Below are 23,810 nucleotides of genomic sequence, written 5' to 3' on the forward strand. Positions count from 1 at the left end.
TTCACCTCCCGGGCACGGGGGCCTGCGCCGCTGCCGCGGCCGACGGCAGACACGGCTCCGGCAGATCCCGCACGGCGGCGAGGACCTCCTCAGGAGTGATCCGCAGCAGCCGCTCGTCCGGCTCCGCGCCGTGGGCGTCGCCCGGACGGGCCGCGTCGTCGCCGTCCGGGTGCCACAGCGCCCGGTGGCGGGGGTCCGCCGGTGGGCCCCACAACCGGGGTGCCACCGGGCCGAACAGGACGACCGAGGGGGTGCCGAGCGCCGTTGCCAGGTGGGCGAGGCCGGTGTCGCCGACGATGACGCAGCGGGCGTGTGCCACGAGCGCCGTCAGCCGGTCGAACGGCACGTCCTCGGCGCCGCCCAGCACGGCGTCCGCCGAAAGCCCCGCCTCCCTCGCCACGTACTGCCCGGTCGCCTCCTCCCCCGCCCCCGCGGTCACCACGACCCGGTGACCGCGGCCTGCCAGGTCCCGGGCCACGGCGGCGAACCGCTCCGGGGGCCAGCGGCGAGCCCCGGCGTCGGCGCCCGGGTGGACGACGACGGCTCGGGGTGCCGGTGAGGGCAGCGGGGGCGACGGGATGCGTACGTCCGTGGGGTCCGCCTCGATGCCGTACCAGGACAGCAGCCTGCACCACCGGTCCCGCTCGTGTTCGTCGTCCCGCCATGCGGGTCCCTCGATGTCGGGGGTGTCCGGGTGCGCGTAGGCGAGAAGCCGCCCGGGTCGCAGGCTTTGGAGCAGCAGGTGGCTCGGCGGGCCGTTGCCGTGCAGGTCCACGGCCAGGTCGGGGGGCGGGCCGGTCCACGGAAGGCCGGTCGGCACCGCCCGGCCGGCGGCCGACGCGGGGAGCAGCCGGTCCACGACGCCGGTCGCCAGAGCGGGGCCGGTCAGCCGCTCGGGAGCGGCCAGCACGATCTCGTGGGCGGGCAGCCGCCGCCGCAGGGCGCGCAGCGCCGGTACGACGGTCAGCAGGTCCCCCAGCCCCAGTGCCCGCAGCACCAGCGCTCGGGGGCGGTCCGTCGTCGAGGTGCCGGGCCGCGGTGGGCGTGCGGTCTCTTCGTTCACCTTCGGGGGTGCCTCTCGGCTCAGGGTGCGGTGGGCCGCCGGGTCGGCGTCGCGGCCTCGGCGGCCCGGCGGGCCAGCAGGGTGGTGGAGCGGCCGTCGAGGTACGGCAGGACGACGGCCTGCCCGCCCCACGCGCGCAGGGTCTCGGCCTCGGGCAGGTCCTGGACGGAGTAGTCGCCGCCCTTGACCCACACGTCGGGCCGCAGCCTGCCGAGCAGTGCCTGCGGGGTGTCCTCCTCGAAGACGGCCACGGCGTCGACGCTGCCGAGTGCCTCGAGGACGCGGACGCGGTCCGCCTCCTTGTTGAGCGGGCGCCCGGGGCCCTTGCGCCGGGTGAGTGACGCGTCGGAGTTGAGGCAGACGATCAGGCAGTCGCCGATGCGCCGGGCGCTCTCCAGCAGGCCGACGTGGCCGGCGTGCAGGAGGTCGAAGCAGCCGCCGGTCGCCACCACCGTGCCGCCGCGTGCCCGTACCTGTTCGGCGAGGGCGAAGGCGTCGGTGCGGGGCTCGTCCTCGGCAGGGTCGGCGGGCGTCGTCCGCCACAGGTCCGGGTTGGTGGCGCCGCCCGCCGAGACGAAGGCGGCGGCCTCCGCCACGGCTCGCTGGAGGGCCTCCTCCGGGAGCGCCCCGTCGGCGAGGGCCGCGGCCGTGGCGGCGGCGAAGCAGTCACCGGCGCCGCACGGGTCGCCGCTCGCGCGGTACGGCGCCGGGATCAGCATCGGCGTACCGGAACCGGGCCGGGTGAGGAGCACGCCGCGCTCGCCGAGGGTCACGGCGACTCCGGCGGCCTGCCAGCGGTCGGCCAGTTCCGCGCCGCGTCCGGCGTACGCGCGAAGCGTCGCGTCGTCGCCGGGGCACAGGGCCCGGGCCTCCGCCGCGTTCGGGGTGACGAGCCGCGCGCCGGGTACGGGGGTGTCGCCCTTGGGGTGGGGGTCCCACACCAGCGGGGTGCGCGGGGTGACGGCCGCGAGGTGCTCGCGTACCGCGCTCGCGGTGTGCCGTCCGTAGTCGGCGACGAGGACGGCGTGGGCCCCGGCCAGCGCGTCACGCACCGCGGCGTCGGGCTCGCCGGGTGTGCCGCCTCCCCGGTCGAAGCGCACCAGCGGGCGGCCGGAAGCCAGGACGCGCGTCTTCACCGGCAGGGTGCCGTTCAGCGGCAGCTCCACCAGCCGTACGCGGCCGCTGAGTTCGCGGCGCACGGCCTCGCTCGCGGGGTCGTCGCCGAGCGCGGTCACCAGGGTCACCGCGCGGCCGCCGCGTGCCGCGAGCGCGGCGGCGAGACCCGCGCCGCCGGGGTGCCGCCGGTCGGCGGTGACGTCGACGACGGGGGCGGGGGCGTCCGGGGAGAGCCGGGTGGCGACGCCCTCGATGTCCTCGTCGAGCAGGACGTCTCCGACGACGACGAGCGGCTTCGGCGCGGTCACGAGACGTTCCCGTTGACGGGGACCACGTCGCGCGGCGCGATGCGGCCCGTGGTGGCCACGACGGGTTCGGAGAGCGCCGCGTCGAAGGCTTCGCACAGCAGGTGGACGGCGACGAGGTGGGTCTCCTGCACGGTCGCCGTGCTGTCGCCCTCGATGTACAGGACGTCGTCGGCGGCTTCGCCCACCGGGTTCGGTCCTGGTCCTGTGAGCGCCCAGACGCGCAGCCCGGCGGCCCGTCCCGCCACCGCGGCCGTGATCAGGTTGGCGCTGCGGCCGGACGTGGACAGCAGGACGAGGATGTCGCCGGGGCGGCCGTGGGCGGAGACCTGGCGGGCGAAGACGTGGTCGAAGCCGTAGTCGTTGCCGATGGCGGTCATGCTGGACGTCTCCGCGTGCAGGGAGATGGCGGAGTACGCCGGCCGCTCACGCCGGTAGCGGCCCACCAGTTCGGCGGTCAGATGCTGGGCCTGGGCGGCGCTTCCGCCGTTGCCCGCGGCGAGGAGCCTGCTCCCTGCGGGCAGTGCGGCGGCGAGCCGGCCGCCCCAGTCCGTGATCCGGCCGAGGCCGTCCCGGCGCAGCCGGCCGAGCGCCTGCTCCAGTGACCGGCAGTGCAGCCGGGCGGCGTCGAGTGCGGGGGATTCGCTCATGCTGGTCGGGCGTACGGCGTCCGCGAGGACGCCGGGGCCCGCACCTCCTTCGGGTGTCCGTGCTTCACGATCGGCCGGCGAAGGCCGGGAGCGCCCGTGGTGACCGGTCCGGGTCACCGGGCCCGTGCGGGCCTCACACCGCTCCGACCCCCGTCACGACGGGCCTGGCGTCGAGGACGTCGCAGTAGGCGACCTCGGTGGCCGCCGCGACCTGGCTCCAGCCGTACCGGCGCAGGACTCTGCGCCGGCCCGCCTCGCCGCTCGCCTCGCGCAGCGCGGGGTCGGCGAGGAGTTCGGCGACGGCGCGGGCCAGGGCCTCGGGGTCCCGGGGCGGCACGAGGCGGCCGGTGGCCGGGTCGGCGACCGTGTCCAGCTGCCCGCCGACGGCGCTGGCGACGACCGGTCTGCCGCACGCCATCGCCTCCAGCGGCACGATGCCGAACGGTTCGTAGTCCGCGGGGCACAGCACGACGTCGGCCGCGCGCAGCAGCGGCGGCACGTCGGCGCTCGGCACGCCGCCGGTGAAGCGGACCCGGTCGGCGACGCCCGCCTCGCGGGCGAGCGCGCGGAGCCTGCGGACCTCGGGGTCCTCGGCCAGCCGGTCGGCGGGCGGGCCGCCGACGACGGCGAGTTCGGTCTCGGGCAGCCGGGCCAGCGCGGCGACGGAGACCGCCGCACCCTTGCGCGGCACGAGGCGGCCGAGCTGGAGCACCTGGTGGCGCTGGGCGCCGCGCTCGGCGACCGGCCCGCGCGGGGTGAACAGCTCGGTGTCGACACCGCACGGCACGATGCCGACCTTGGCGGCGGGGACGCCCATCCTGCCCAGTTCGGCGACCTCGTCCCGGCAGGTGGCGATGATCCGGTCGCAGCCGAGGCCCACCTCGGTCTCCAGGGCGATCCGCCTCGGCGGGCTGGGGTCGGCGAGCTGCTGGTGGCGCCGCTTCACCGTGCCGAGGGCGTGGTACGTGTGCAGGAACGGCAGGCCGAGTTCACGCGCGGCACGCAGCGAGGCGAGGCCGGACATCCAGAAGTGCGAGTGCACCAGGTCGGGCGGGCGGCCGCGCCAGGTGCGCGCCAGGTAGCGGCCGAACTCGTCCATGTGGGGCAGGAGTTCGTCCTTGGGTATCTGCTCGGGCGGTCCCGCCGGTACGTGATGCACCTGCACTCCCGCGCGCAGCGCGACGCGTTCGGGCAGGTCGGGTGCGTCACGGCGGGTGTAGACGGTCACGCGGTGGCCGCGGTCGGCGAGCGCTCCCGCGAGGCAGGCCACGTGCACGTTCTGGCCGCCCGCGTCGACGCCGCCCAGCGTGGCGAGCGGGCTCGCGTGTTCCGAGACGAGCGCGATCGACAGCACGCCGGGGCCCATGGGCTCGGCGCCGAGGGCGCCGGAGTCGAGGGGGCTGAGGGTCGAGGTCATGAGATCGCCTCCGTCATGACGCGCTCCCAGTCGTCGAGGAAGCGCTTGAGTCCGTACCTTTCGAGAGCGGCCTGCCGGGCGCGTGCGCCGTCCTCGGCCGCGGCCTCCGGTTCCTCCAGGTAGCGCCGGGCGGCCCGCGCCAGGACCTCGGGGCGGGTGGAGAGGGTGCCGGTGCCGCGGGGCACGGCCTCCACCGCCTCCGTGGTGGCGAGCGCCACGACCGGCATGCCCAGGTGCATGGCCTCCAGCAGGGAGAGGCCGAGGGAGGTCCAGCGCACCGGGTGCAGATACAGGCGGCGCTCGGCGAGTGCCGTGTGCAGTTCGCTCTGCGGGAGGTCGGCGGAGCGGCAGCGGTCCTCGGGGAGGCCCAGGTGCTCGGCGAGGCCCTCCGTCCGCATGCCGAAGACGTCCAGGGGGGCGGCCTCGCTCAGTCCCGCGAGGAGGTCCGTGCCGGTGTGACGGCCCCGGCGCACCGGTTCGTTGACGACGACGGCGGCCCGGGGCAGGCGCCCGGTGTACTGGTGGCCGGGGTCGACGATGCCGTGCTCGATCACCTCCGTGTGCGTGCTGCCGTTGTCCCAGAACAGCCGGTTGAAGTGGGTGACGTGGACGAGCGTGAGGTCGTCGCGGTCGGCGCACGGGTGGCGGGTGTCGGGAACGTCGCCGTCGGGTGCGTTGTGCTCCAGGTACACGGCGGGCACGTCACGTCCGGGGCGCCGGCCGCCGAGCCAGCGTTCGGCGAGCTCCGGTTCGTGCGGCCGCTGGAAGAGGACGAGGTCCACCTCCGCGTCGCGCAGCTCTTCGGGCGTGACCTCGCGCACCGAGTCGGGCCAGGCGAACGTCCGGGCCCGGCCAAGGCCGTCCGGGCCGCGGTCGGGTGTGACGGGCACGAGGTAGGTGTGGGGCCCCTGCACGAAGGAGGTCGTCCAGGAACCGTGCACGTGCCACAGCAGGATGTTCATACGATCGCTCCTCGTTCCGTCCCGGGCGTGCGGCCCGTTCCGGTCGGCGGGTGGGACAGGGACGCCGCCGGTCTCGGGCGCGTCCGGCGGGAGGTCGTGGTCGTTTCGGCGGCATGGGCGGTGCCGGCGGTATCGGCGGTATCGGCGGTGAGTGCCGCCACGGCGGCGAGCACTTCGGCGTCGCCGACGCCGTCGAGGCAGGGGTGGCCCGGCAGCGGGCAGGTCCGCGCGCGGCTGTCCGCGCACCGCTCGCGCTGGTCGCCGAGCAGGACGTGGCGGACGCCGTACGGGCCCCAGCGCTCGGCCGGTACGACCGGCGCGAACAGGCTGACGACGGGCGTTCCCACGGCGGCGGCGAGGTGCCCGGGGCCGGTGTTGCCGACCACCGCCGCCCGTGCTGCCGCGAGCACGCCCGCGAGGTGCCGCAGATCGGTGGCCCCGCCGAGGTCGAGGGCGTGGCGCCCGGCGACCTTCGCGGTCAGTTCGCGCTCGCCGGGTCCGCCGGTGACCACGACCCGGTGCCCGGCGGCGGCGAGTGCGGCCGCTGCGCGGCGCGCCCGGTCGGGGCTCCAGGCGCGGGCGGGCACGGCGGCTCCGGGGTGGAGCACCACGTAGGGGTCGCTGCCGGTGAGGGAGGTGGTGTCGGGCGGTGTCGTCACCCGCAGTGCCCCGTCGTCGCCGGGCGGCAGCGTGAATCCGGCGGCTTCGGCGAGGTCGAGGGCGGCCCTGGCCTCGTGGCGGTGGGGCATCCTGCGGTGGCGCAGGTCGAGGAGGCTGCCCGGGTAGTCCTCGCTGTCGGCGGCCGTCCTGGGGACCCCGGCGAGCTTCAGGAGCAATGCGGCGGGCAGCGGGCTCTGGTGGTAGGAGACGAGGATGAGGGCCCGGTCGAAACAGCAGGACGTCACCGCGTCGAGCAGCTGACGCGTCGTCTCGCGCGAGACCCGCGCGGGCTCCAGGCCCACCCAGGGGGCGTCGTGGACCAGTACGTCGTCCACTCCGGGCAGGAGCTTGCCCGCCTGGACGCCCTGCGGTCCGCAGAGCAGCGCGGTGTACGAGGAGCCGGCCGCGACGGCACGCACGGCGGGCCCGGCGAGGAGTACGTCGCCCGCGCTGTCGAGGCGTACGACGAGAGTGCGCGGAAGGGCCGGGGTGCCGGTCATCGCCGCCTCCCCTCCCCCGAACCGGTCGCGGGCGCGCAGGCGGCCGCTGCGGGGCGGGCCGTTCCCCGCGGGGTGAGGAGCAGGCCGACCGCGGTGAGCAGGTCGGGCGCCACGGTGTCGGCCGCCTCGATCTCCTCGGCCCGGGTGACCGGGGTGGCGACCAGGACGCCGCGGGCTCCGGCGGCGCGGGCGGCGTCCGTGTCGGCCCCGATGTCGCCGATGACGGCGGCGCGTCCGGCCGGGACGCCGAGCCGCTCGCACGCGGCGAGCACCAGGCCGGGCGCCGGTTTGCGGCAGCCGCAGCCGTCGCCGGGTCCGTGCGGACAGATGGCCCAGACGGCGAACGGGCCGAGGAGTTCCTCCACGCGCCGCCCCACCGCTTCGACCTGAACGCGGGTCAGCAGACCGCGGGCGACGCCCGACTGGTTGCTCACGACGCCGACAGGGATGCCCGCAGCCCGGACGGCCTCGACGGCGCTGCGTGCGGTCGGGGCGAGCCGCACCAGCGCGGGGTCGCCGTTGTAGGGCACGTCCTCGACGAGGGTGCCGTCGCGGTCGAAGAGGACCGCTGCGGGGATGCCCTGTGCACCGTCGTGCGGGGCCGCCGTCGTTCCGCGGGGCCCTTCGATCAGCCAGGGCGTCGGATGTCGGCTCATCGGCGTGCCCGTTCCTCGTGGGCGGGCCGGATCGGCGGGCGCGTGCCGAGTCCTGGCCCGGCCGGGTGCGGGTCGAGCTGCGCGGCCCGTCGGTGTACCGCCTGTCCGCGCAGCCAGTGCCAGACGGCGGCGGGCGGGATGAGCACGCTGGTCAGCGCCATGGCGGCCACCTCGTCCCTGTTCCGCGGGCCCGGGAGGATCCGGGCGAGGGCGAACTCGGTGGTGCCGGCCAGCCAGGCGGCGGCGCAGACGGTGGCGGCCGCGGGCCTGCGCAGCGCGGCGCAGGTGACGGTCCCGACGGCGGCAGCGGTCACCGCGAGGTGGCGGGGCAGCCGGCCGCGCGGGGCGTCGGCGCGGGTCCACCAGCCGGGTCCGTGCAGCCGTGTCATGAGGACGTCGTCCGCGTTGCCGGCCTGCACGCGCACCGAGACCCAGCGGTCGGCGGGGCGTACCGGGTGGGCCGTGGTGCGTGTCCCCGCGTCCACCGTCCAGCCGGCGGCGAGCACCCGCAGCGCGAGGTCGGCGTCTTCTCTGAAGGCGCGCCGGAACCGCTCGTCGAAGCCTCCGACGGCCTCGAGCACCTCGCGGCGGTACGCCATGTCGGCGGTGATCCACCGGGCTGTGGCGAGCCCGGCGGTGTTGCGTTCCCAGTCCGTGGGCCTGCGGTCCTCGGGGAGCGGTACGTCGATGCGGGCGGTGACCGCCGCGTCGCGCGGGGCGGCCGCGGCGAGGTCGAGGGCGAGGTCGTCGGCCCAGGTCGGGCCGGGGACGACGTCGTCGTCGAGGAAGACGATCCAGGGCAGACGGCCGGCCGCCCGCCACCCCGTGTTGCGGGCCGCGGCGGGCCCGCGGGCCTTGCCCTTCACCACGGCGGTGACGGGACGCAGGGAAGCCGGGATCTCGACGGGCAGCGGTGTCGTGCCGTCCGTGCCGGGCCGGTCGTCGACGAGGACCACCCGGTCCGGTGCGGGTCCCGCGGCATCGGCCAGCGCGCGCAGGGTCACGGTCAGGCTCGGTCGCCCGAGGGTGGGGATCACCACGGCGTACGTGCCGTCGGCGGCTTTCCGCTTCTTGCCCGCGGCCATCAGAGATCGCCGCCTTCGGAGGTGCCGCCTTCAGAGGTGCCGCCTTCAGAGGTACGGAAGAGGTCCTGGCGGCGGATCGCGTACGGGCCGATGGCCAGCAGGTCGACGGGCGAGGAGCCGAAGCACTCCAGCGCGTCGCGCGGGTCGTCCACCATGGGGCGGCCCGCCGTGTTGAGGCTGGTGTTGACCACGACCGGCAGACCGGTGAGCTTCTCGAACTCGCCGAGCATGCGGGCGACCAGGGGCTCGCACGCCGGGTCCACGGTCTGGATGCGGGCCGTCCCGTCGACGTGGACGACCGCCGGAATCCGGTCCCGCCAGGGTTCCGCCACGTCGTGCACGAACAGCATGTACGGGCTGGGCATCGGCCCGTCGAAGATCTCGGGGGCGCGGTCGGCGAGGACCATGGGGGCGACGGGCCGGAACTGCTCGCGGCCCTTGACGTCGTTGAGCCGCTCCAGGTTGCCCGCGTGGCCTGGGTGGGCCATGAGCGAGCGATGGCCTAGCGCCCGGGGGCCGTACTCGGACCGGCCCTGGAACCAGGCGACGATCCGGTTCTCCGCCAGCGCCCGCGCGACCGTCGCGGCGATGTCCGCGGGCCGTTCGAAGGTGACGGCGGCGGTCTTCAGCCAGGCGCCGAGTTCGGCGTCCGACCAGTCGCGGCCGAGGTCGGCGCCGGTCATGGGTTCCGGCTGGACTCCCGCGCCCGCGGTGAGCAGCAGCGCGCCGCCCAGTGCCGTGCCCGCGTCGCCTGCGGCGGGCTGCACCCACACCTGGGAGAAGGGGCCTTCGCGTGCGATGCGGGAGTTGGCGACGCAGTTCAGCGCGACGCCGCCGGCGAGGGTGAGCACGCTGTGGTGCGTCTTGCCGTGCAGCCAGCGTGCCAGGTCGAGCAGGGTCTCCTCCAGGACGGCCTGCGCGCTGGCGGCCACGTCCGCGTGGTCCTGCGTCCACGGTTCGTCCGCGCCGCGCGGCGGGCACAGCTCGTGCCACGGCACGGCGGTCGCGCGGAACCCGCCGTCGCCCGTCGGGTGGACGTGCTTGCGCAGCTCGGGGAGCATGCGCGGGGTGCCGTGGGAGGCGAGGGCCATCACCTTGAACTCGTCGGAGGAGCGCAGGAATCCGAGGTGTCCCGTGAGTTCCTCGTAGACCAGTCCGAGGGAGTGCGGCAGGTCCTGGGCGTACAGCGGCTCCAGCTTGTCGCGGACCCGTCGTGCGGCGAGGTGCGAGGCACGCTCGCCGCGGCCGTCGAGCACCAGGACCGAGGAGTCCTCCGCGTCCGGTGCGGCGAAGGCGCTCGACGCGGCGTGGGCCATGTGGTGCGGTACGAAGCGGACGATGCCCGGGTCGAGTCCTGGCAGCGCGGTCCGGAGGAAGTTCGGGGCCTCGCGGGCGTAGGTCTGCCGCAGGTGGTCCCAGGGGTCGTCGAGGCCCATGGTCTCGGCGGGCCGGGCGAGTTCGGGGTCGTAGGAGTAGGCGACCGCGTCGAGGTCCTGAGGCCGTAGACCGGCCCTGCGCAGACACCAGGCGGCGGCCTGCTCGGGCAGTTCCCAGGCCGAGAAGGGCAGGGGCCGTTTGCCGTGCTTGCGCCGGGAGAACCGCTCCTCCTCGGCGGCGGCGACGGTCCTGCCGTCGATGACGAGGGCGGCGGCGGGGTCGTGGAAGAGTGCGTTGATTCCGAGGACGCGCATGGAGGATCCGAGATTCTGTCGGCGGTCCTTGGCACATGTCCGGACCCGCGGTCGTGAGCGCGTGCGCGCAGCTGTGACAGCGGTACGGGGAACATGGCCAAGCTGGGTCTGGGCAGGCAGGTTTCCCGCGGTCGGGCGGCGCCGTGGACGCGCCGCCCGGTGCTCAGCGGTCCGCTGTGGCGCGGAACCAGTCGATGGTGCGCCGCAGGCCTTCGTCGGCGGCGACCTCCGGTTCCCAGCCGAGCTTGTCGCGGGCCAGCGTGATGTCCGGGCAGCGCACGGCCGGGTCGTCCGTCGGCCGGTCGATGAAGCGGATCTCCGAGCGGGAGCCGGTGAACTCGATGATGAGGCGCGCCAGTTCGAGCATGGTGATCTCGGTGGGGTTGCCGATGTTGACCGGGCCGCGCATGCCGTGGGCGGCCGCCGCGAGGATGCCGCGCACGGTGTCGTCGACGTAGCACAGCGAGCGGGTCTGGTTTCCGTCGCCGGTGACGGTCAGGGGCTCGCCGTCGAGCGCCTGCCGGATGAAGGTCGGCACCGCCCGCCCGTCGTGGCCGCGCATGCGGGGGCCGTAGGTGTTGAACAGCCGCACGATGCCGGTGTCGGTGCCCTCGGCGTCGGCGTGGGCGGTGGTCAGGGCCTCACCGAAGCGCTTGGCCTCGTCGTACACGCTGCGCGGTCCGACCGGGTTGACGTTGCCCCAGTACCGCTCGTCCTGGGGGTTCTGCTGCGGGTCCCCGTAGACCTCCGAGGTCGAGGCGAGCATGAAGCGGGCGTCGGACCGGTGGGCGAGTTCCAGGGCGTTGCGCGTGCCGAGGCTGCCGGTGTCCAGGGTGTGCAGGGGGAGCCGCAGGTAGTCGGCGGGCGAGGCCGGGGAGGCGAAGTGGAGGACCAGGTCGGCCGGTCGCTCCACGGTCAGTCCCTCGGCCACGTTCGCCTGTATCAGCCGGAAGCCGGGCCGGTCGAGCAGCGGCGCCAGGTTCTCGGGCTGCCCTGTGCTGAAGTCGTCCACGCAGGTCACAGCGGTGCCTGCGGTCAGCAGGGCGGTGCAGAGATGCGATCCGACGAAGCCCCCGCCGCCGGTGACGACGGCGTGTTCCCACTTCTTCGACTGAGCTGGGGTCATCGAGGACTCCTCCGTGCGCGGGACAGCGCATCCGATGCGGTGCCGACCATCGGTCGCCGGCGGCTCCAGAGGCCGCCGATTGCTCGATCAGCCTCTGCCACGTGAGCGCGGACGGCTCGGTGGTGTACGGCAATCGAGTGACACGCCGAGAGCCCCGGCCACCCCCCGCGAGAGCGCGAAATGCCCGCCGCACCACGCCTGGGGCGGGGTGCGGCGGGCATCGGGGAGCTCAGCCGAGGCCGCCGCTGCCGAAGCTGCCGCCGTGGTCCTTCCTGTGGTCGTCCGGGTCCTGTGACGGGCTGGGGTGTGTGCCGGACTTGCCGTAGCCGTCGTTCAGCTCGTGGGGGGTGAGGCGGTCGCCGTCGTGCGGCACCTCGTCCGGGTCGCGGTACTCCCGCTCCTCCCGCGCCGGCCCGTCGTACGGCCGTTTCGGCTGTTCGGCCGGGCTGGGCGTGCGTGTCTCACGCTCCTGGGCGCGCCGGCCCCAGAAGAAGGCGCCCAGGAGCACGGCGACCACGACGATGCCGGCGACCCACATCAGAAGGGCCACGGTGTGCGAGACGGAAAGTTCCATTGGTTCCATACAATGGGTTTACCCGTCTAATCCGAAAAATAGCTGAATTCACCTATTTCACATATTTCACGACGTATGTGCCACGGGTGCGGACGTACGCGTCCGGTGTGCCAGGCGAGCCCTCCGCGTGGCGACGTCGACGGTGTACGCCTCGACGGTCATCGCCCGTTCGGACACCTTGAGCACCATGAAGCCGTGGTCGGAGAAGTTCTGCCAGGTCGACGGATGGTTGAAATGGGCCTTTCCGTCGCCCGCCTTCCCCGCGGCGCCGCTCACGATCTGCCGGGTGCCGCCGGTGCGGGCGGTGGGCTCGAGGATCTGGAGGGTGTGGTCGTGCCCGGACAGGATCAGGTCGGCGCGCCCGCACACCACCTCCTCGTACAGCTCCTTGAGGTGGATGCCGCTGGTGTAGTGGCCGATCACGAAACCGTCGTACGAACCGGCGCTGCCGTGCTTGCCGTTGTTCAGGTACGGGTGGTGGCCGAGCACGATCTTCCAGCGCGCCCGCGACGAGCTGAGGGCTTCGTCCAGCCACGCGCGCTGCTCACGCATATAGGGGCCGTTCCACCGGTAGTGCGGGTCGAGCTGGGTGACGTACGAGGAGACGGGGTTGGTGTCGATGGCGAAGAACTCCACCACCGGGTCGCTCCCGGCGGCGCCCGTGGCGGGCAGCGCGACGTTGTAGTAGCGGCTCGGCATGTACCAGCGGGGCGAGCCCTTGGCGTAGGCGACCTCCCGGTCGCCGCGGGACGGGTCACCGCCGCTGCCCGGGATGAGACCGGAGCAGTCGTGGTTGCCGAGGACCATCAGCCAGGGCATGTCCACACCGGAGTTGGGGTCCTCGAACTTGGTGCGGAACTCCGAGTCGTCGGCGGACTCGGGGCCGTTCTCGTAGATGTTGTCGCCGAGGCCGACCGCGAGGCCGATGCCCTCGGCCCGGCACACCTCGCGGGCCGCCGCCGCCACCGCGTGCTGGGCCTCCTCGCCCGTACCGGCGTCGCCGGTGAGGAGCACCGCGTACTCCCCGGACCTGTTCGGCGCGGTCGGCAGGGGGAACTTACCGGTGCGGGCCGCCGCCGCGGCGGGGGTCTGCGCCCCGCCCGGCAGGACGGTCAGTGCCGCCGCTCCCGCCACCACGCCGCCGAGCACGGTCCGGCGGCGCGGCGCCCGCATCTCCCGGACCCGCTCCCCCACCGGCCCCTCGGCGAGAGCCGGGTCGGCCCGCAGCCACTGGTCCTCCGTCAGATCCGCGTCCGGTGGTATCAACTCGTCATCGCACATGGAGGGTTTCTCTCACGGCGGCGCGGGCGGATGGTGGGGAACCGATGAACTCCTGGTGGACGAATGGACACGGCTCGTGGTCCGCGACGCGGCAGCCCCGCCCCCGCGGCCGGGCTGCCTCGCTTCTCGGACCGCCGCGTCCCTCAGGCCGCCGTCACGACCTCCGCCGGGCCCACCGGCTCCGTAACCTTGGCGAACTGCGTCCGGTACAGCTCCGCGTAGCGTCCGCCGAGGGCCAGCAGCTCGTCGTGGGTGCCGCGTTCGACGATCTGTCCCGCCTCTACGACGAGGATCTGGTCGGCGGAGCGCACGGTGGACAGCCGGTGTGCGATCACCACGGCGGTGCGGCCGGCGAGCGCCTCGGCCAGTGCTTCCTGCACGGCGGCCTCGGAGGTGTTGTCGAGGTGGGCCGTCGCCTCGTCGAGGATGACGACGCGCTGCCCGGCGAGGAGCAGCCGCGCGATGGTCATCCGCTGCCGTTCGCCGCCGGAGAGGCGGTATCCGCGCTCGCCGACCACGGTGTCCAGGCCGTCGGGCAGGGAGCGTACGAGGTCTTCGAGGCGGGCTCGGCGCAGTACGTCCCACAGATCGTCCTCGCTCGCGCCGGGCCGGGCGAGGAGCAGGTTGTCGCGGACGGACTCGTGGAAGAGGTGGCCGTCCTGCGTGACCATGCCGAGGGTGGCCCGCATCGACTCGGCGGACAGGTCCCGCACGTCGACGCCGCCGATCCGCACGGTGCCCTCGTCCGCGTCGTACAGGCGCGGCAGCAGTTGCGCGATGGTCGACTTGCCCGCTCCGGACGAACCGACGAGCGCGATGGTCTGTCCGGGCTCGGCGCGGAAGGACAGCCCGTGCAGGACTTCCTCACCGCCGCGGGTGTCGAGCGAGGCGACCTCTTCGAGCGAGGCGAGGGAGACCTTGTCGGCGGACGGGTATCCGAACCGCACGTTGTCGAACTCGATGGCGACGGGGCCCTCGGGCACCGGTACCGGCTTCTCCTTCTCCTCGATGAGCGGCTTCAGGTCGAGCACCTCGAAGACCCGCTCGAAGCTGACGAGGGCGCTCATGACCTCGACCCGCGCGCCGGCCAGCGAGGTCAGCGGTGCGTAGAGCCGGGTGAGCAGCAGGGCCAGCGCGACGACGTCGCCCGGCGCCAGCGTCCCTTGCAGCGCGAAGTACCCGCCGAGGCCGTACACGAGCGCCAGCGCGAGGGCCGACACCAGGGTGAGCGCGGTGATGAACGCGGACTGCGCCATGGCGGTGCGTACGCCGATGTCCCGCACCCGGGAGGCTCGCGCGGCGAACTCCGCGGACTCGTCGCCGGGCCGGCCGAAGAGCTTGATGAGGGTGGCGCCCGGCGCCGAGAAGCGCTCGGTCATCCGGGTGCCCATGGCGGCGTTGTGGTGCGCCGCCTCGCGCTGCAGCTTCGCCATCCGCGAGCCCATGCGCCGCGCGGGCACGACGAAGACGGGCAGCAGCACGAGGGCGAGCAGGGTGATCTGCCAGGAGAGCGTCATCATGACGACCAGGGTCAGGAGCAGCGTGACGACGTTCCCGACGACGCCGGACAGCGTGTTGCTGAACGCCCGCTGCGCGCCGACCACGTCGTTGTTGAGGCGGCTGACCAGGGCGCCCGTGCGGGTGCGGGTGAAGAAGGCGATGGGCATCCGCTGTACGTGGTCGAAGACGGCGGTCCGCAGATCGAGGATGAGCCCTTCGCCGAGGTTCGCCGACAGCCAGCGGCTCAGCAGGCCCAGTCCGGCCTCGGCGAGTGCGATGGCCGCGATGAGCAGGGCGTAGCGCACGATCGTCGAGGAGTCGGAGCCCGATACGATCGCGGTGACAACGTGCCCCGCCAGTACGGGAGTTGCCACGGCGAGCAGTGCGGTGACGATGCTCAGCAGCACGAACTGCCAGATGCGTCGGCGATGGGGCCGCGCGAAGGCGCCGATGCGGCGCAGCGTGGCTCGGGCGAAGGGGCGTCGGTCCTGCTGCGCATGCATGACGCTGTACAGCTGCGTCCATGCGGTCGTTTCCATGCTCATACCGAAAGGTTAGAACCTCAACTAAACTTGAGGTCAAGCCTCGACCGCCGCTTCACCTAACCGAGTTCGAGCGAGGTGACGCCGAAGACCCGTCGCTCCGCGTAGTCCCTGACCGGGCCCGTGTACATGCGGGCGGTGTCGAACGTGGGTTTCATGCCGCGTGCCTCGGCGAGCGCCACGGCCTCCGGGTTCGTCCCGGGCACGTCCATCGCGACGGGCGCACCGTCCGCCTCCGCCGCCAGCGCGTCCAGGAGTGCCTCGGCGTCGGCGCGGGTGTCGGCGAACAGCGGTCCGACGCGCAGCGCGTCGCGGCCGGGACGGAGGACTCCGTACCCGGTCAGCCTGCCGTCGACGATGCGGGCGAGGGCGCGGTGCCCCGGGGCGGCGAGCCAGGACTCCAGGAAGCGCGGCCGGTCGGCCGGCAGACATCCGCTGTCGTACGCCATGAGGGCGCGCAGGCCCGCCGCCTCGACGGGGCGCACGTGCCGGTCGGGGGTGTCGGGCGCGGGCAGCGGGCCGACGTAGCGCAGCGTGCCGTGCCTCCACTCGAAGCCGGAGCGGCGGTAGTTGTCCTGCTGGGCCGGTACGCCGTCCAGGCCCACGGTCCTGCCCCCGGCGTGCGCGAGCCCCGCTCGCCAGGTGGCGAGGCCGAAGCCGCGGCCGCGCTGGTCGGGGCGGACCAGGTAGAAGCCGAGAAAGGCGTAGATGTCCCCGTAGTTGACCACGGAGATCGCGGAGACCGGTGCACCGTCGAGGCGCCCCAGGAAGAACCCCTCGGGGTCCTGTGCGAAGAACGAGGGGGCGTCGCCGAGGCCGGGGTTCCAGCCCTCGTCCGCCGCCCATCCCGTCACCACGTGCCAGTCGTCGAGCGTCGCCCGTGAGACCGCGAGCCGCCCGGGGGCCGAATCCGTCATCGCTGCACCCTTCTCAATCCGACGCGGCGGGCCGTGGAGGGCCGCACCGGATGCATCCTGCCCGGCCCGGCGTCAGCCGATGCCCGCCACATGACGGTCGCGTGCGGCACCGAGTCCGGCCACGACCTGCGGCACCAGCAGGACAAGCAGCAGGACGAGCGGCACGGTCCAGCTGTGCGAGACGTCGTGGACGGCGCCCAGAAGGGTCGGCCCGGTGGCGGCGAGGATGTACCCGAAGCACTGGGACATGCTGGAGAGTTGCGCCGCGTGCCGGGCGTCGGGCGCCCGCTGCACGATGAAGAGCAGCGCCAGACTGATGGCCGCGCCCTGCCCGAGGCCGAGCAGCGTCATCCACAGGTAGGCGCCGCCGGCCGGTGCGACGAGCAGTCCGGCGAAGCCGAGCGCGCACAGGACGGCGCCGAGCGCGGCGAGGGTGCCCGAGCGCAGCCTGCGGCCGACGATCACCGGCGCCAGGAAGGAGCCCGCGATGCCGAGCAGCGAGGAGAAGGAGAGCATCCAGCCCGCGTCGCCCGGAGCCATGCCGGCGTCCTGGAACACGGTCGGCAGCCAGGCGGCGGCCGCGTAGTAGCTGAGGGACTGCAGGCCCATGTACGCGGTGACCTGCCAGGCGAGCGGGGAGCGCCACAGGCCGCGTACGGGATGGGCGGCCTGCCGTGCCGCGGCCGCGCCCACTCGCGTACGCGACCGGATCTGCGGCAGCCACACGAACAGCGCGACGACGGCCAGGGCACCCCAACAGGCCAGTGTGGTGCGCCAGTTCATGCCGCTGGCCTGCTGCACGGGCAGCGTGACACCGGCCGCGAGTGCGGCGCCGCCGAACAGCGACATCGAGTACAGGCCGGTCATCAGGCCCGCCTTCGCGGGGAAGTCGCGCTTGATCAGGCCGGGCAGCAGGACGTTGGCGACGGCGATGCCCGCGCCGATGACGACGGTGCCCGCGAAGAGCGCGACGACCGAGTCGAGCATGCGCAGGGCCGTGCCCGCGCAGATCAGCACCATGGTGCCGAGCAGCGACCGCTCCATACCGAGGCGGCGGCCGAGCCGCGGCGCGACGGGCGCGAGCAGGCCGAAGCAGAGCAGCGGGAGCGCGGTGAGCAGGCTGGTCGCGGCGGCCGACATGCCGCTGTCGTCCCGGATGGTGTCGGCGAGCGGGGAGACGGCGACGAGGGCGGGGCGGAGGTTGAGGGCGAGGAGTACGACGCCGATGGCGAGGCAGAACGCGCCGCGGCCGGTCAGCGGGGAGGCCGCGGGAGGTGTCGCCGGGGAGGCCCCCGGGGTCGGCGGAGCCGGGGCGGTGCTGTCCTGCGCGGCCTCGGCGGTCGCCGCTGCTGCCTCACTCATGTGCTGCTCCTGATTCGTTCTTGTCGGCGCCCGGGGCGGTGATGGGGCTGCCGGGCGGGTGCTCGCGCAGCGCCGCCATGCCCTCGGCGAGATGGGCGAGCACCGCGGCTTCTGCGGCCTCGGCGTCCCGTGCCTCGATCGCGTCGACGATCGCCGCGTGGCCTTCGAGCTGGTGGCGCACGGAGTCCGGGACGGGTGCGCCGATGACGGACTGCACCGTGGAGCGCAGGGCGTCGCTGAGGTGTCCGTACAGCTCGGCGAGGACACTGTTGTGCGCCGCGTCGGCGACCGTGCGGTGGAAGGCCATGTCCGCGTCGACGAACGCGGCGGTGTTGCCGCTCTCCCAGGCCAGGTCGCGCTCGGCGAGGGCGGCCCGCAGTGTCGCGAGGTCCTCGTCCGTGCGGCGCTCCGCCGCGTACCGTGCGGCGTCCCGCTCCAGGCTGGCGCGGACTTCGTACGCCTCCAGGACGCCGGCCCTGCGCAGTCTGCGCTGCACGGCCGCGCCGAAGTCGCTGCTCGCCCGCACATACGTGCCGTCGCCCTGACGCGGCTCCAGCATGCCGGTGTGCACGAGCGCGCGGACCGCCTCCCGGACGGTGTTGCGCCCCACGGCGAGCTGCTCCACGAGCAGCGGTTCGGCCGGGATCTTCTCGCCGACCCGCCACTCGCCGTCGGTGATGAGGCTCTCCATCTGGGCGATGACGAGGTCGACGAGGTTGGTCCGGGCGGCGCTGCGCAACGGCATCGGTCGGTACCTGTTCTCTCAGGGACGGTGGGGCATGGGACCTAGGCATGGGAACATCCCATGTTTCTCAGACATCGGAACATCCCATGTTTTGCCCTGTCAAACTCTCCCCCACCCGAAGAGGCCACCCCGAGGTTTTACCTTCCACATTTGGTCTAGACCTTGACAGGTCCAGACCATTTTCGCTTGAGTTCGCGACACCCCCTGGAAGGCGCGGGCCCTGCAACCGCGCCGCCCGTAAGGAGAGTTGGCATGATCAGACGCATCACCAGCTTCGCGGCCGCGCTCGCCGCGCTCGGCGCGATGATCGTCCTGGGCCCGGCCGCCACCACGGCGTCCGCGGCCGAGTGCGCGGCGCCATGGAGCTCCTCGTCCGTCTACACGGGCGGCAAGTCGGCCTCGTACAACGGACACAACTGGACCGCCAAGTGGTGGACCCAGAACGAGACCCCCGGCCGCGCCGACGTCTGGGCCGACCAGGGCACCTGCGGCGGCGGGACGGACCCGGGCAACCCCGACCCGTCCGGCTTCGTCGTCAGCGAGACCCAGTTCAACCAGATGTTCCCGAGCCGGAACTCGTTCTACACGTACAAGGGCCTGACCGACGCGCTCAAGTCCTACCCGGGCTTCGCGAACACCGGCAGCGACACCGTCAAGCGCCAGGAGGCGGCGGCGTTCCTCGCCAACGTCAGCCACGAGACGGGCGGCCTGAAGTACGTGGTCGAGCAGAACCAGAACAACTACCCGCACTACTGCGACAAGACCCAGCCCTACGGCTGCCCGGCGGGGCAGGCCGCCTACTACGGCCGCGGCCCGATCCAGCTGAGCTGGAACTTCAACTACAAGGCCGCGGGTGACGCGCTCGGCATCGACCTGCTCAACAACCCCTACCTGGTCGAGCAGAACCCGGCCATCGCCTGGCAGACGGGCCTCTGGTACTGGAACACCCAGAGCGGCCCCGGCAAGATGACCCCGCACAACGCCATGGTCAACGGCGCGGGCTTCGGCGAGACCATCCGCGCCATCAACGGCACCCTGGAGTGCAACGGCGGCAACCCCGCCCAGGTCCAGAGCCGCATCGACCGCTACAAGTCCTTCACCCAGATCCTGGGCACGACCCCGGGCTCGAACCTGAGCTGCTGACGTCCGCCGCACGACCCCCGACCGCCGGGCGGGCGCCACCCCACGCGCCTGCCCGGCACTTCACCGGGGCCGAGCCGCGCTCACATCGCCGCGCTCACGTTGCCACGCTCACGTCGCCACGCTCACGTCGCGGCAAGCAACCGGGCCGCGCCGAGCCCGGCCTGGCGCGCCGGTTCGGGTGAGCCGGAGATCGCGGCGGTCGTCATGGCCCCTTCCGCGAGCAGGACCAGAGGACCGACGGCCGGCTCCGGCAGCCCGGCGTCGGCGACCAGCCCGGCCACGTACTCCCGGAAGGCGTCCTTGTGCGCCCGGACGGTGTCGGCCACCTCGGGGTCGACGGCCCCGAGCTCCCCGTACGCGTTGATGAACGCACAGCCCCGGAAGTCCGGTTCGGTGAACCAGTCGTACAGCCAGTCGTAGACCGCGAGGACACGCCCCTCACCCTCGGGGCGGCCCTCCACATACGCGGCGAGGCGGGCGCGCCAGCGGCGGTCGCGGCGGTCCAGGCAGGCCCGGACCAGCTCCGACTTCGAGGGAAAGACCTGATAGAGCCGCTTGAGCGAGACACCGGAGGCGGTGCGGACCTGGTCCATGCCGACCGCCTGGATGCCCCGCTCGTAGAAGAGCCGTTCGGCGGCGTCGAGGAGTCTGACCTCCGCCTCCGCGTGATCCATCGGTACTCCAAGCAGGTAGGAAGCGGTTCGAGAGCCGGCCGGAAGCAGGTCGGAGCAGGTCAAGAGCAGTTCAGGAGCTGGTCGAGAACGCGCGTTCTCGCACCGTACTACACCCCTCGACACCACCGCATCGTTGCGCGAGAACGACCGTTCTCCTATCGTGGCGACCTCGAAGGAGAACGCTCGTTCTCCACGCGGCCACAGCCACAGCCACAGCCACAGCCACAGGGAGCAGACCCATGACCTCGACCGAGACCGCCGCCGTTCGGCCCCCGCTCCCGCCCTTCACGCGGGAGACCGCGATCGAGAAGGTGCGCCTCGCCGAGGACGGCTGGAACAGCCGCGACCCCGAGAAGGTGGCCCTCGCCTACAGCGAGGACTCCCGCTGGCGCAACCGCGCCGAGTTCGTCACCGGGCGCGCTGCCATCGTCGGCTTCCTGTCCCGCAAGTGGGCCCGCGAGCTCGACTACCGGCTCGTCAAGGAACTGTGGGCGCACGACGGCCACCGCATCGCGGTGCGCTTCGCCTACGAGTGGCGCGACGACTCGGGCCACTGGTTCCGCTCGTACGGCAACGAGAACTGGGAGTTCGACGACGACGGCCTGATGCGTACCCGCCACGCCTGCATCAACGACCTGCCCATCCAGGACTCCGACCGCCTCCACCGCTGGCCGCTCGGCCGCCACCCCGACGGTCACCCCGGCCTCACCGACCTCGGTCTCTGAGCGGCCGAAAGCACCGCGCGGCCAGGGTGTTACCCCCTCCGACACTGGGCACCCGGTCGGCGACAGCGGCCCGGTCCGCAGGACGGACCACAGGGCCGAACCGTTCGCCGACCGCAAGGAGGTCCACATGACCACCGCACGCGAGATCATGACGCCGGGCGCGGAGTGCGCCGGAGCCGAGGAGACCGTGCTCCAGGCGGCCGCCAAGCTCACCGAGCTCGACGTCGGGGCGCTGCCCATCTGCGGCACCGACAACCGCCTCAAGGGCGTCATCACCGACCGGGACATCGTGGTCAAGGTGCTGGGGAAGGGCAAGGACCCCTCGAAGGTCCTCGTGGGCGAGCTCGCGCAGGCCGAGGCCGTGACCATCGGCGCGGACGACAGCGTCGACGAGGTCTTCGCGACCATGACCTCGCACAAGGTGCGCCGGCTGCCCGTGATCGACGGGCGCGCCCTCGTGGGCATGGTCGCCCTCGCCGACGCCGCCCGCGCGCTGACCGACCCCAAGGCGGGGCAGCTCCTGGAGGCCCTCTCCACGGACTGACGCCCGCGCCACGACCCACCGAGCGACGAGCCGCCCGGTCCATCGACGGGCCGCCCCGGCTCGGCCGACAGGTCAGCCGCCGCGGGACGGGCCACCGGCCCTCCCGCGGCACCGCTCGGCCGCCTCCGGCATGCCCCCGCACACGGGTCGGCCTACGGTGGAAATCCCGGGGCACGCGTCGCCCGGAGCCACAGAGCCCGGCCCCACCGGGTCCCGGGCACCCCGAGGAGGAACCGCATGCCCATCGCCACGGTCGACCCGGCCACCGGTGAGACCCTCGAAACCTTCGAGCCCCTGTCCGCCGCCGACGTCCGGAACCGTCTGGCGGCGGCGGAATCCGCGTACGCCCACCACCGCACCACCGGCTTCGCCGAGCGCGCTCGGCTGCTCAACCGCGCCGCCGATCTGCTGGAAGCGGACGCCGCGGACATCGCCCGCACCATGACGACCGAGATGGGCAAGCCGGTGAAGGCCGCCAGGGCCGAGGCCGCGAAGTGCGTCAAGACCATGCGCTGGTACGCGGAGCACGCCGAGGAACTGCTCGCCGACGAGCATCCCGCGCAGGACGACGTGGCCGACTCGGGCGCCTCCCGGGCGGTCGTCCACTACCGCCCGCTCGGCGTCATCCTCGCCGTCATGCCCTGGAACTTCCCGCTCTGGCAGGTCGTCCGCTTCGCCGCCCCCGCCCTCATGGCGGGCAACGTGGCCCTGCTCAAGCACGCGTCGAACGTGCCGCGGACCGCCCTGTACCTCCAGGACCTCTTCACCCGCGCCGGCTACCCGGAAGGCTGCTTCCAGACACTGCTGATCGGCTCGGGCGAGGTCGAGGACATCCTGCGCGACCCGCGGGTGGCCGCGGCGACGCTCACCGGCAGCGAGCCCGCGGGCCGGGCGGTGGCGTCCGTCGCGGGCGACGAGATCAAGAAGACCGTCCTGGAACTGGGCGGCAGCGACCCCTATCTCGTGCTGCCGAGCGCCGACGTCGAGCGGGCCGCAGCGACCGCGGTGACCGCCCGCGTACAGAACAACGGCCAGTCCTGCATCGCCGCCAAGCGCTTCATCGTGCACGCCGACATCTACGACGCCTTCCGCGACCGGTTCGTCGCGGGGATGCGGGAGCTGACCGTCGGTGACCCGATGGACGAGGACACCGACGTGGGCCCGCTGTCGAGCGAGCAGGGCCGCGCGGACCTGGAGGAGCTCGTCGAGGACGCGCTGGGCCAAGGCGCCACCGCGCTGTGCGGCGGGCAGCGCCCCAAGGAGCAGGAGCGGGGCTGGTTCTACTCACCGACCGTCCTGGCCGACGTCACCCCGCGGATGCGGATCCACCGCGAGGAGACGTTCGGCCCGGTGGCCACGCTCTACCGCGTCACGGACCTGGACGAGGCCGTGGAGCTGGCCAACGACACGCCGTTCGGCCTGAGTTCGAACGCGTGGACGCGGGACGAGGCCGACATGGCGCGCTGCGTACGGGATCTCCAGGCGGGCGGCGTGTTCTTCAACGGCATGACCGCCTCCCACCCCGGACTGCCCTTCGGCGGCGTCAAGCGTTCCGGTTACGGCCGGGAGCTGTCGGGCCACGGCATCCGCGAGTTCTGCAACGCCACGACGGTCTGGTACGGCGCGTCGTGACGACGGCCCGGGCCCCCGCGGGGGCCCGGGAGGCTCACGCCGACAGCAGCGAGTCGTCCGTGGTCCTGGCGCCCGGCAGCCGGTGTCCCGCCGCGACGACCGCGGCGTCGATGTCGCTGGTGCCGGTGGCCAGGCACAGGCTGTACGCGATGTCCTCGTACGCCTGCCGGCTCCCGGCACTTCCCTGGTCGGCACGGAGCACGGCCAGGGTCTTGTAGCGCTCCAGCAGGTCTTCCAGCACGGCGGGGTGTGCCAGCAGCACGGGGAGCCTCCCTCGGGTCGGGTACAACAGTTGCTCAGTGACCCGCCTGCCCCCGCACGACGGCTCGAATCACCCCGGCCCCCTCCGTTTACCCCGGCCTCCCCCGTTTGTCGTTCCGCCGGTTCCTGGGCAGACTCGGTGATGTGGACACGTCGGACAACGAGGCCGCGGGCCGGCCCGAACGGGAGACCCGGAACGACGACGGCCGCCGCGAGACCGAGAGCGAGCGCGCCGACCGCCGCTGGACCGAGCTGATCCAGGAAGTGCGGGTGGCGCAGACCGGCGTGCAGATCCTGTTCGGCTTTCTCCTGACGGTCGTCTTCACGCCGCGGTTCGCCGAGTTGAGCGACGCCGACCGGACGATCTACGTCGTGACGGTGGTCCTCGGTTCGACGGCGACGGGAGCCCTCATCGGGCCGGTGTCGTTCCACCGCATCGTCTCGGGGCGGAAGATCAAGCCGCAGACGGTGGTGTGGGCGTCCCGGTTGATCTTCGTGGGCCTGATCCTCCTCCTCGGCACGGTGACGACGGCGCTCCTCCTCGTCCTGCGGGTCGCCACCGACGACACCGTCGTGCCCTGGCTGGTGGTCGGGGTCGTCTCGTGGTACCTGCTGTGCTGGTTCGTGCTGCCCGCGTGGGCGCGGCACCGGTACACCACGGCGGACTGATCCCCGCCGG

The 23,810-nt window shown here is 73.5% G+C and carries 23 protein-coding genes; 5 read left to right on the forward strand and 18 right to left on the reverse strand.

Features of this window, described 5'->3' with window-relative positions; translation table 11 throughout:
* Position 1: 1 nt before the first annotated feature.
* From AB0N81_RS22285 to AB0N81_RS22360, 16 genes are all read right to left on the reverse strand, one after another.
* Entirely contained in the window at positions 2-1,063 is a 1,062-nt protein-coding gene (locus AB0N81_RS22285) for a glycosyltransferase family 9 protein (protein WP_365360888.1), read from the reverse strand.
* 20 nt (positions 1,064-1,083) lie between these two features.
* Positions 1,084-2,487 (reverse strand): D-glycero-beta-D-manno-heptose 1-phosphate adenylyltransferase, encoded by a 1,404-nt coding sequence (gene rfaE2, locus AB0N81_RS22290; protein WP_365360890.1) that lies wholly within the window; start codon positions 2,485-2,487, stop codon positions 1,084-1,086.
* Positions 2,484-3,134: an SIS domain-containing protein gene (locus tag AB0N81_RS22295; RefSeq protein ID WP_365360892.1), complete on the reverse strand. Its 651-nt coding sequence runs from the start codon at positions 3,132-3,134 to the stop codon at positions 2,484-2,486. The genes rfaE2 and AB0N81_RS22295 overlap by 4 nt, the downstream gene beginning before the upstream one ends.
* A 133-nt stretch (positions 3,135-3,267) precedes the next feature.
* Entirely contained in the window at positions 3,268-4,500 is a 1,233-nt protein-coding gene (locus tag AB0N81_RS22300) for a glycosyltransferase (protein WP_365361098.1), read from the reverse strand.
* A gap of 47 nt (positions 4,501-4,547) precedes the next feature.
* Positions 4,548-5,513, reverse strand: coding sequence for a glycosyltransferase (locus tag AB0N81_RS22305; RefSeq protein ID WP_365360894.1), 966 nt, complete (start codon positions 5,511-5,513; stop codon positions 4,548-4,550).
* Positions 5,510-6,673, reverse strand: coding sequence for a glycosyltransferase family 9 protein (locus AB0N81_RS22310; RefSeq protein ID WP_365360896.1), 1,164 nt, complete (start codon positions 6,671-6,673; stop codon positions 5,510-5,512). The genes AB0N81_RS22305 and AB0N81_RS22310 overlap by 4 nt, the downstream gene beginning before the upstream one ends.
* A complete protein-coding gene (locus AB0N81_RS22315) occupies positions 6,670-7,329 on the reverse strand; it encodes an HAD family hydrolase (RefSeq protein WP_365360898.1) in 660 nt (219 codons plus the stop codon). The genes AB0N81_RS22310 and AB0N81_RS22315 overlap by 4 nt, the downstream gene beginning before the upstream one ends.
* Positions 7,326-8,414: a glycosyltransferase gene (locus AB0N81_RS22320; RefSeq protein WP_365360900.1), complete on the reverse strand. Its 1,089-nt coding sequence runs from the start codon at positions 8,412-8,414 to the stop codon at positions 7,326-7,328. Before AB0N81_RS22320 ends, AB0N81_RS22315 begins: the two co-directional genes overlap by 4 nt.
* Complete coding sequence (locus AB0N81_RS22325; protein ID WP_365360902.1) at positions 8,414-10,105, reverse strand: carbamoyltransferase C-terminal domain-containing protein; 1,692 nt, start codon at positions 10,103-10,105, stop codon at positions 8,414-8,416. Before AB0N81_RS22325 ends, AB0N81_RS22320 begins: the two co-directional genes overlap by 1 nt.
* Before the next feature lie 163 nt (positions 10,106-10,268).
* Entirely contained in the window at positions 10,269-11,231 is a 963-nt protein-coding gene (locus tag AB0N81_RS22330) for an NAD-dependent epimerase/dehydratase family protein (RefSeq protein ID WP_365360904.1), read from the reverse strand.
* A gap of 229 nt (positions 11,232-11,460) precedes the next feature.
* Positions 11,461-11,805, reverse strand: coding sequence for a DUF6479 family protein (locus AB0N81_RS22335; protein WP_365360906.1), 345 nt, complete (start codon positions 11,803-11,805; stop codon positions 11,461-11,463).
* A gap of 66 nt (positions 11,806-11,871) precedes the next feature.
* Positions 11,872-13,086 (reverse strand): metallophosphoesterase, encoded by a 1,215-nt coding sequence (locus AB0N81_RS22340; RefSeq protein WP_365360908.1) that lies wholly within the window; start codon positions 13,084-13,086, stop codon positions 11,872-11,874.
* A gap of 143 nt (positions 13,087-13,229) precedes the next feature.
* Positions 13,230-15,131 carry an ABC transporter ATP-binding protein gene (locus AB0N81_RS22345; protein WP_365360910.1) on the reverse strand — a complete coding sequence of 634 codons (1,902 nt, stop codon included), beginning with the start codon at positions 15,129-15,131 and terminating at the stop codon, positions 13,230-13,232.
* 56 nt (positions 15,132-15,187) lie between these two features.
* Positions 15,188-16,045, reverse strand: a complete 858-nt coding sequence (locus AB0N81_RS22350; RefSeq protein ID WP_365360912.1) for a GNAT family N-acetyltransferase — start codon at positions 16,043-16,045, stop codon at positions 15,188-15,190.
* A 72-nt stretch (positions 16,046-16,117) separates the two neighbouring features.
* A complete protein-coding gene (locus AB0N81_RS22355; RefSeq protein ID WP_365360914.1) occupies positions 16,118-17,407 on the reverse strand; it encodes an MFS transporter in 1,290 nt (429 codons plus the stop codon).
* The gene (locus AB0N81_RS22360) at positions 17,400-18,152 is read right to left on the reverse strand and encodes a FadR/GntR family transcriptional regulator (RefSeq protein ID WP_365360916.1); all 753 of its coding nucleotides are present in this window, start codon (positions 18,150-18,152) and stop codon (positions 17,400-17,402) included. The genes AB0N81_RS22355 and AB0N81_RS22360 overlap by 8 nt, the downstream gene beginning before the upstream one ends.
* A gap of 252 nt (positions 18,153-18,404) precedes the next feature.
* Between AB0N81_RS22360 and AB0N81_RS22365 the strand changes: the two genes are divergently transcribed.
* On the forward strand, positions 18,405-19,295 hold the full coding sequence (locus AB0N81_RS22365; protein WP_365360918.1) for a glycoside hydrolase family 19 protein: 891 nt from the start codon (positions 18,405-18,407) through the stop codon (positions 19,293-19,295).
* A 122-nt stretch (positions 19,296-19,417) separates the two neighbouring features.
* Here the strand turns inward: AB0N81_RS22365 and AB0N81_RS22370 are convergent, their stop codons facing one another.
* A complete protein-coding gene (locus AB0N81_RS22370) occupies positions 19,418-19,969 on the reverse strand; it encodes a TetR/AcrR family transcriptional regulator (protein ID WP_365360920.1) in 552 nt (183 codons plus the stop codon).
* A gap of 239 nt (positions 19,970-20,208) precedes the next feature.
* On the opposite strand from AB0N81_RS22370, the gene AB0N81_RS22375 reads away from it, so the two are divergent.
* The 3 genes from AB0N81_RS22375 to AB0N81_RS22385 all read left to right on the forward strand — a co-directional run bounded on the left by AB0N81_RS22375 (position 20,209) and on the right by AB0N81_RS22385 (position 22,870).
* Entirely contained in the window at positions 20,209-20,694 is a 486-nt protein-coding gene (locus AB0N81_RS22375; RefSeq protein ID WP_365360922.1) for a nuclear transport factor 2 family protein, read from the forward strand.
* A gap of 127 nt (positions 20,695-20,821) precedes the next feature.
* Positions 20,822-21,238, forward strand: a complete 417-nt coding sequence (locus tag AB0N81_RS22380; RefSeq protein ID WP_365360924.1) for a CBS domain-containing protein — start codon at positions 20,822-20,824, stop codon at positions 21,236-21,238.
* 237 nt (positions 21,239-21,475) lie between these two features.
* On the forward strand, positions 21,476-22,870 hold the full coding sequence (locus tag AB0N81_RS22385) for an NADP-dependent succinic semialdehyde dehydrogenase (protein ID WP_365360926.1): 1,395 nt from the start codon (positions 21,476-21,478) through the stop codon (positions 22,868-22,870).
* A 34-nt stretch (positions 22,871-22,904) separates the two neighbouring features.
* On the opposite strand, the gene AB0N81_RS22390 is transcribed toward AB0N81_RS22385, so the two are convergent.
* Positions 22,905-23,132 carry a DUF5133 domain-containing protein gene (locus AB0N81_RS22390; RefSeq protein ID WP_365360928.1) on the reverse strand — a complete coding sequence of 76 codons (228 nt, stop codon included), beginning with the start codon at positions 23,130-23,132 and terminating at the stop codon, positions 22,905-22,907.
* 143 nt (positions 23,133-23,275) lie between these two features.
* Between AB0N81_RS22390 and AB0N81_RS22395 the strand changes: the two genes are divergently transcribed.
* Positions 23,276-23,800, forward strand: a complete 525-nt coding sequence (locus AB0N81_RS22395; RefSeq protein ID WP_365360930.1) for a DUF6328 family protein — start codon at positions 23,276-23,278, stop codon at positions 23,798-23,800.
* The last annotated feature ends 10 nt before the right edge of the window (positions 23,801-23,810 follow it).

It is taken from the genome of Streptomyces sp. NPDC093510, assembly GCF_040683555.1.
Lineage (GTDB): Bacteria > Actinomycetota > Actinomycetes > Streptomycetales > Streptomycetaceae > Streptomyces.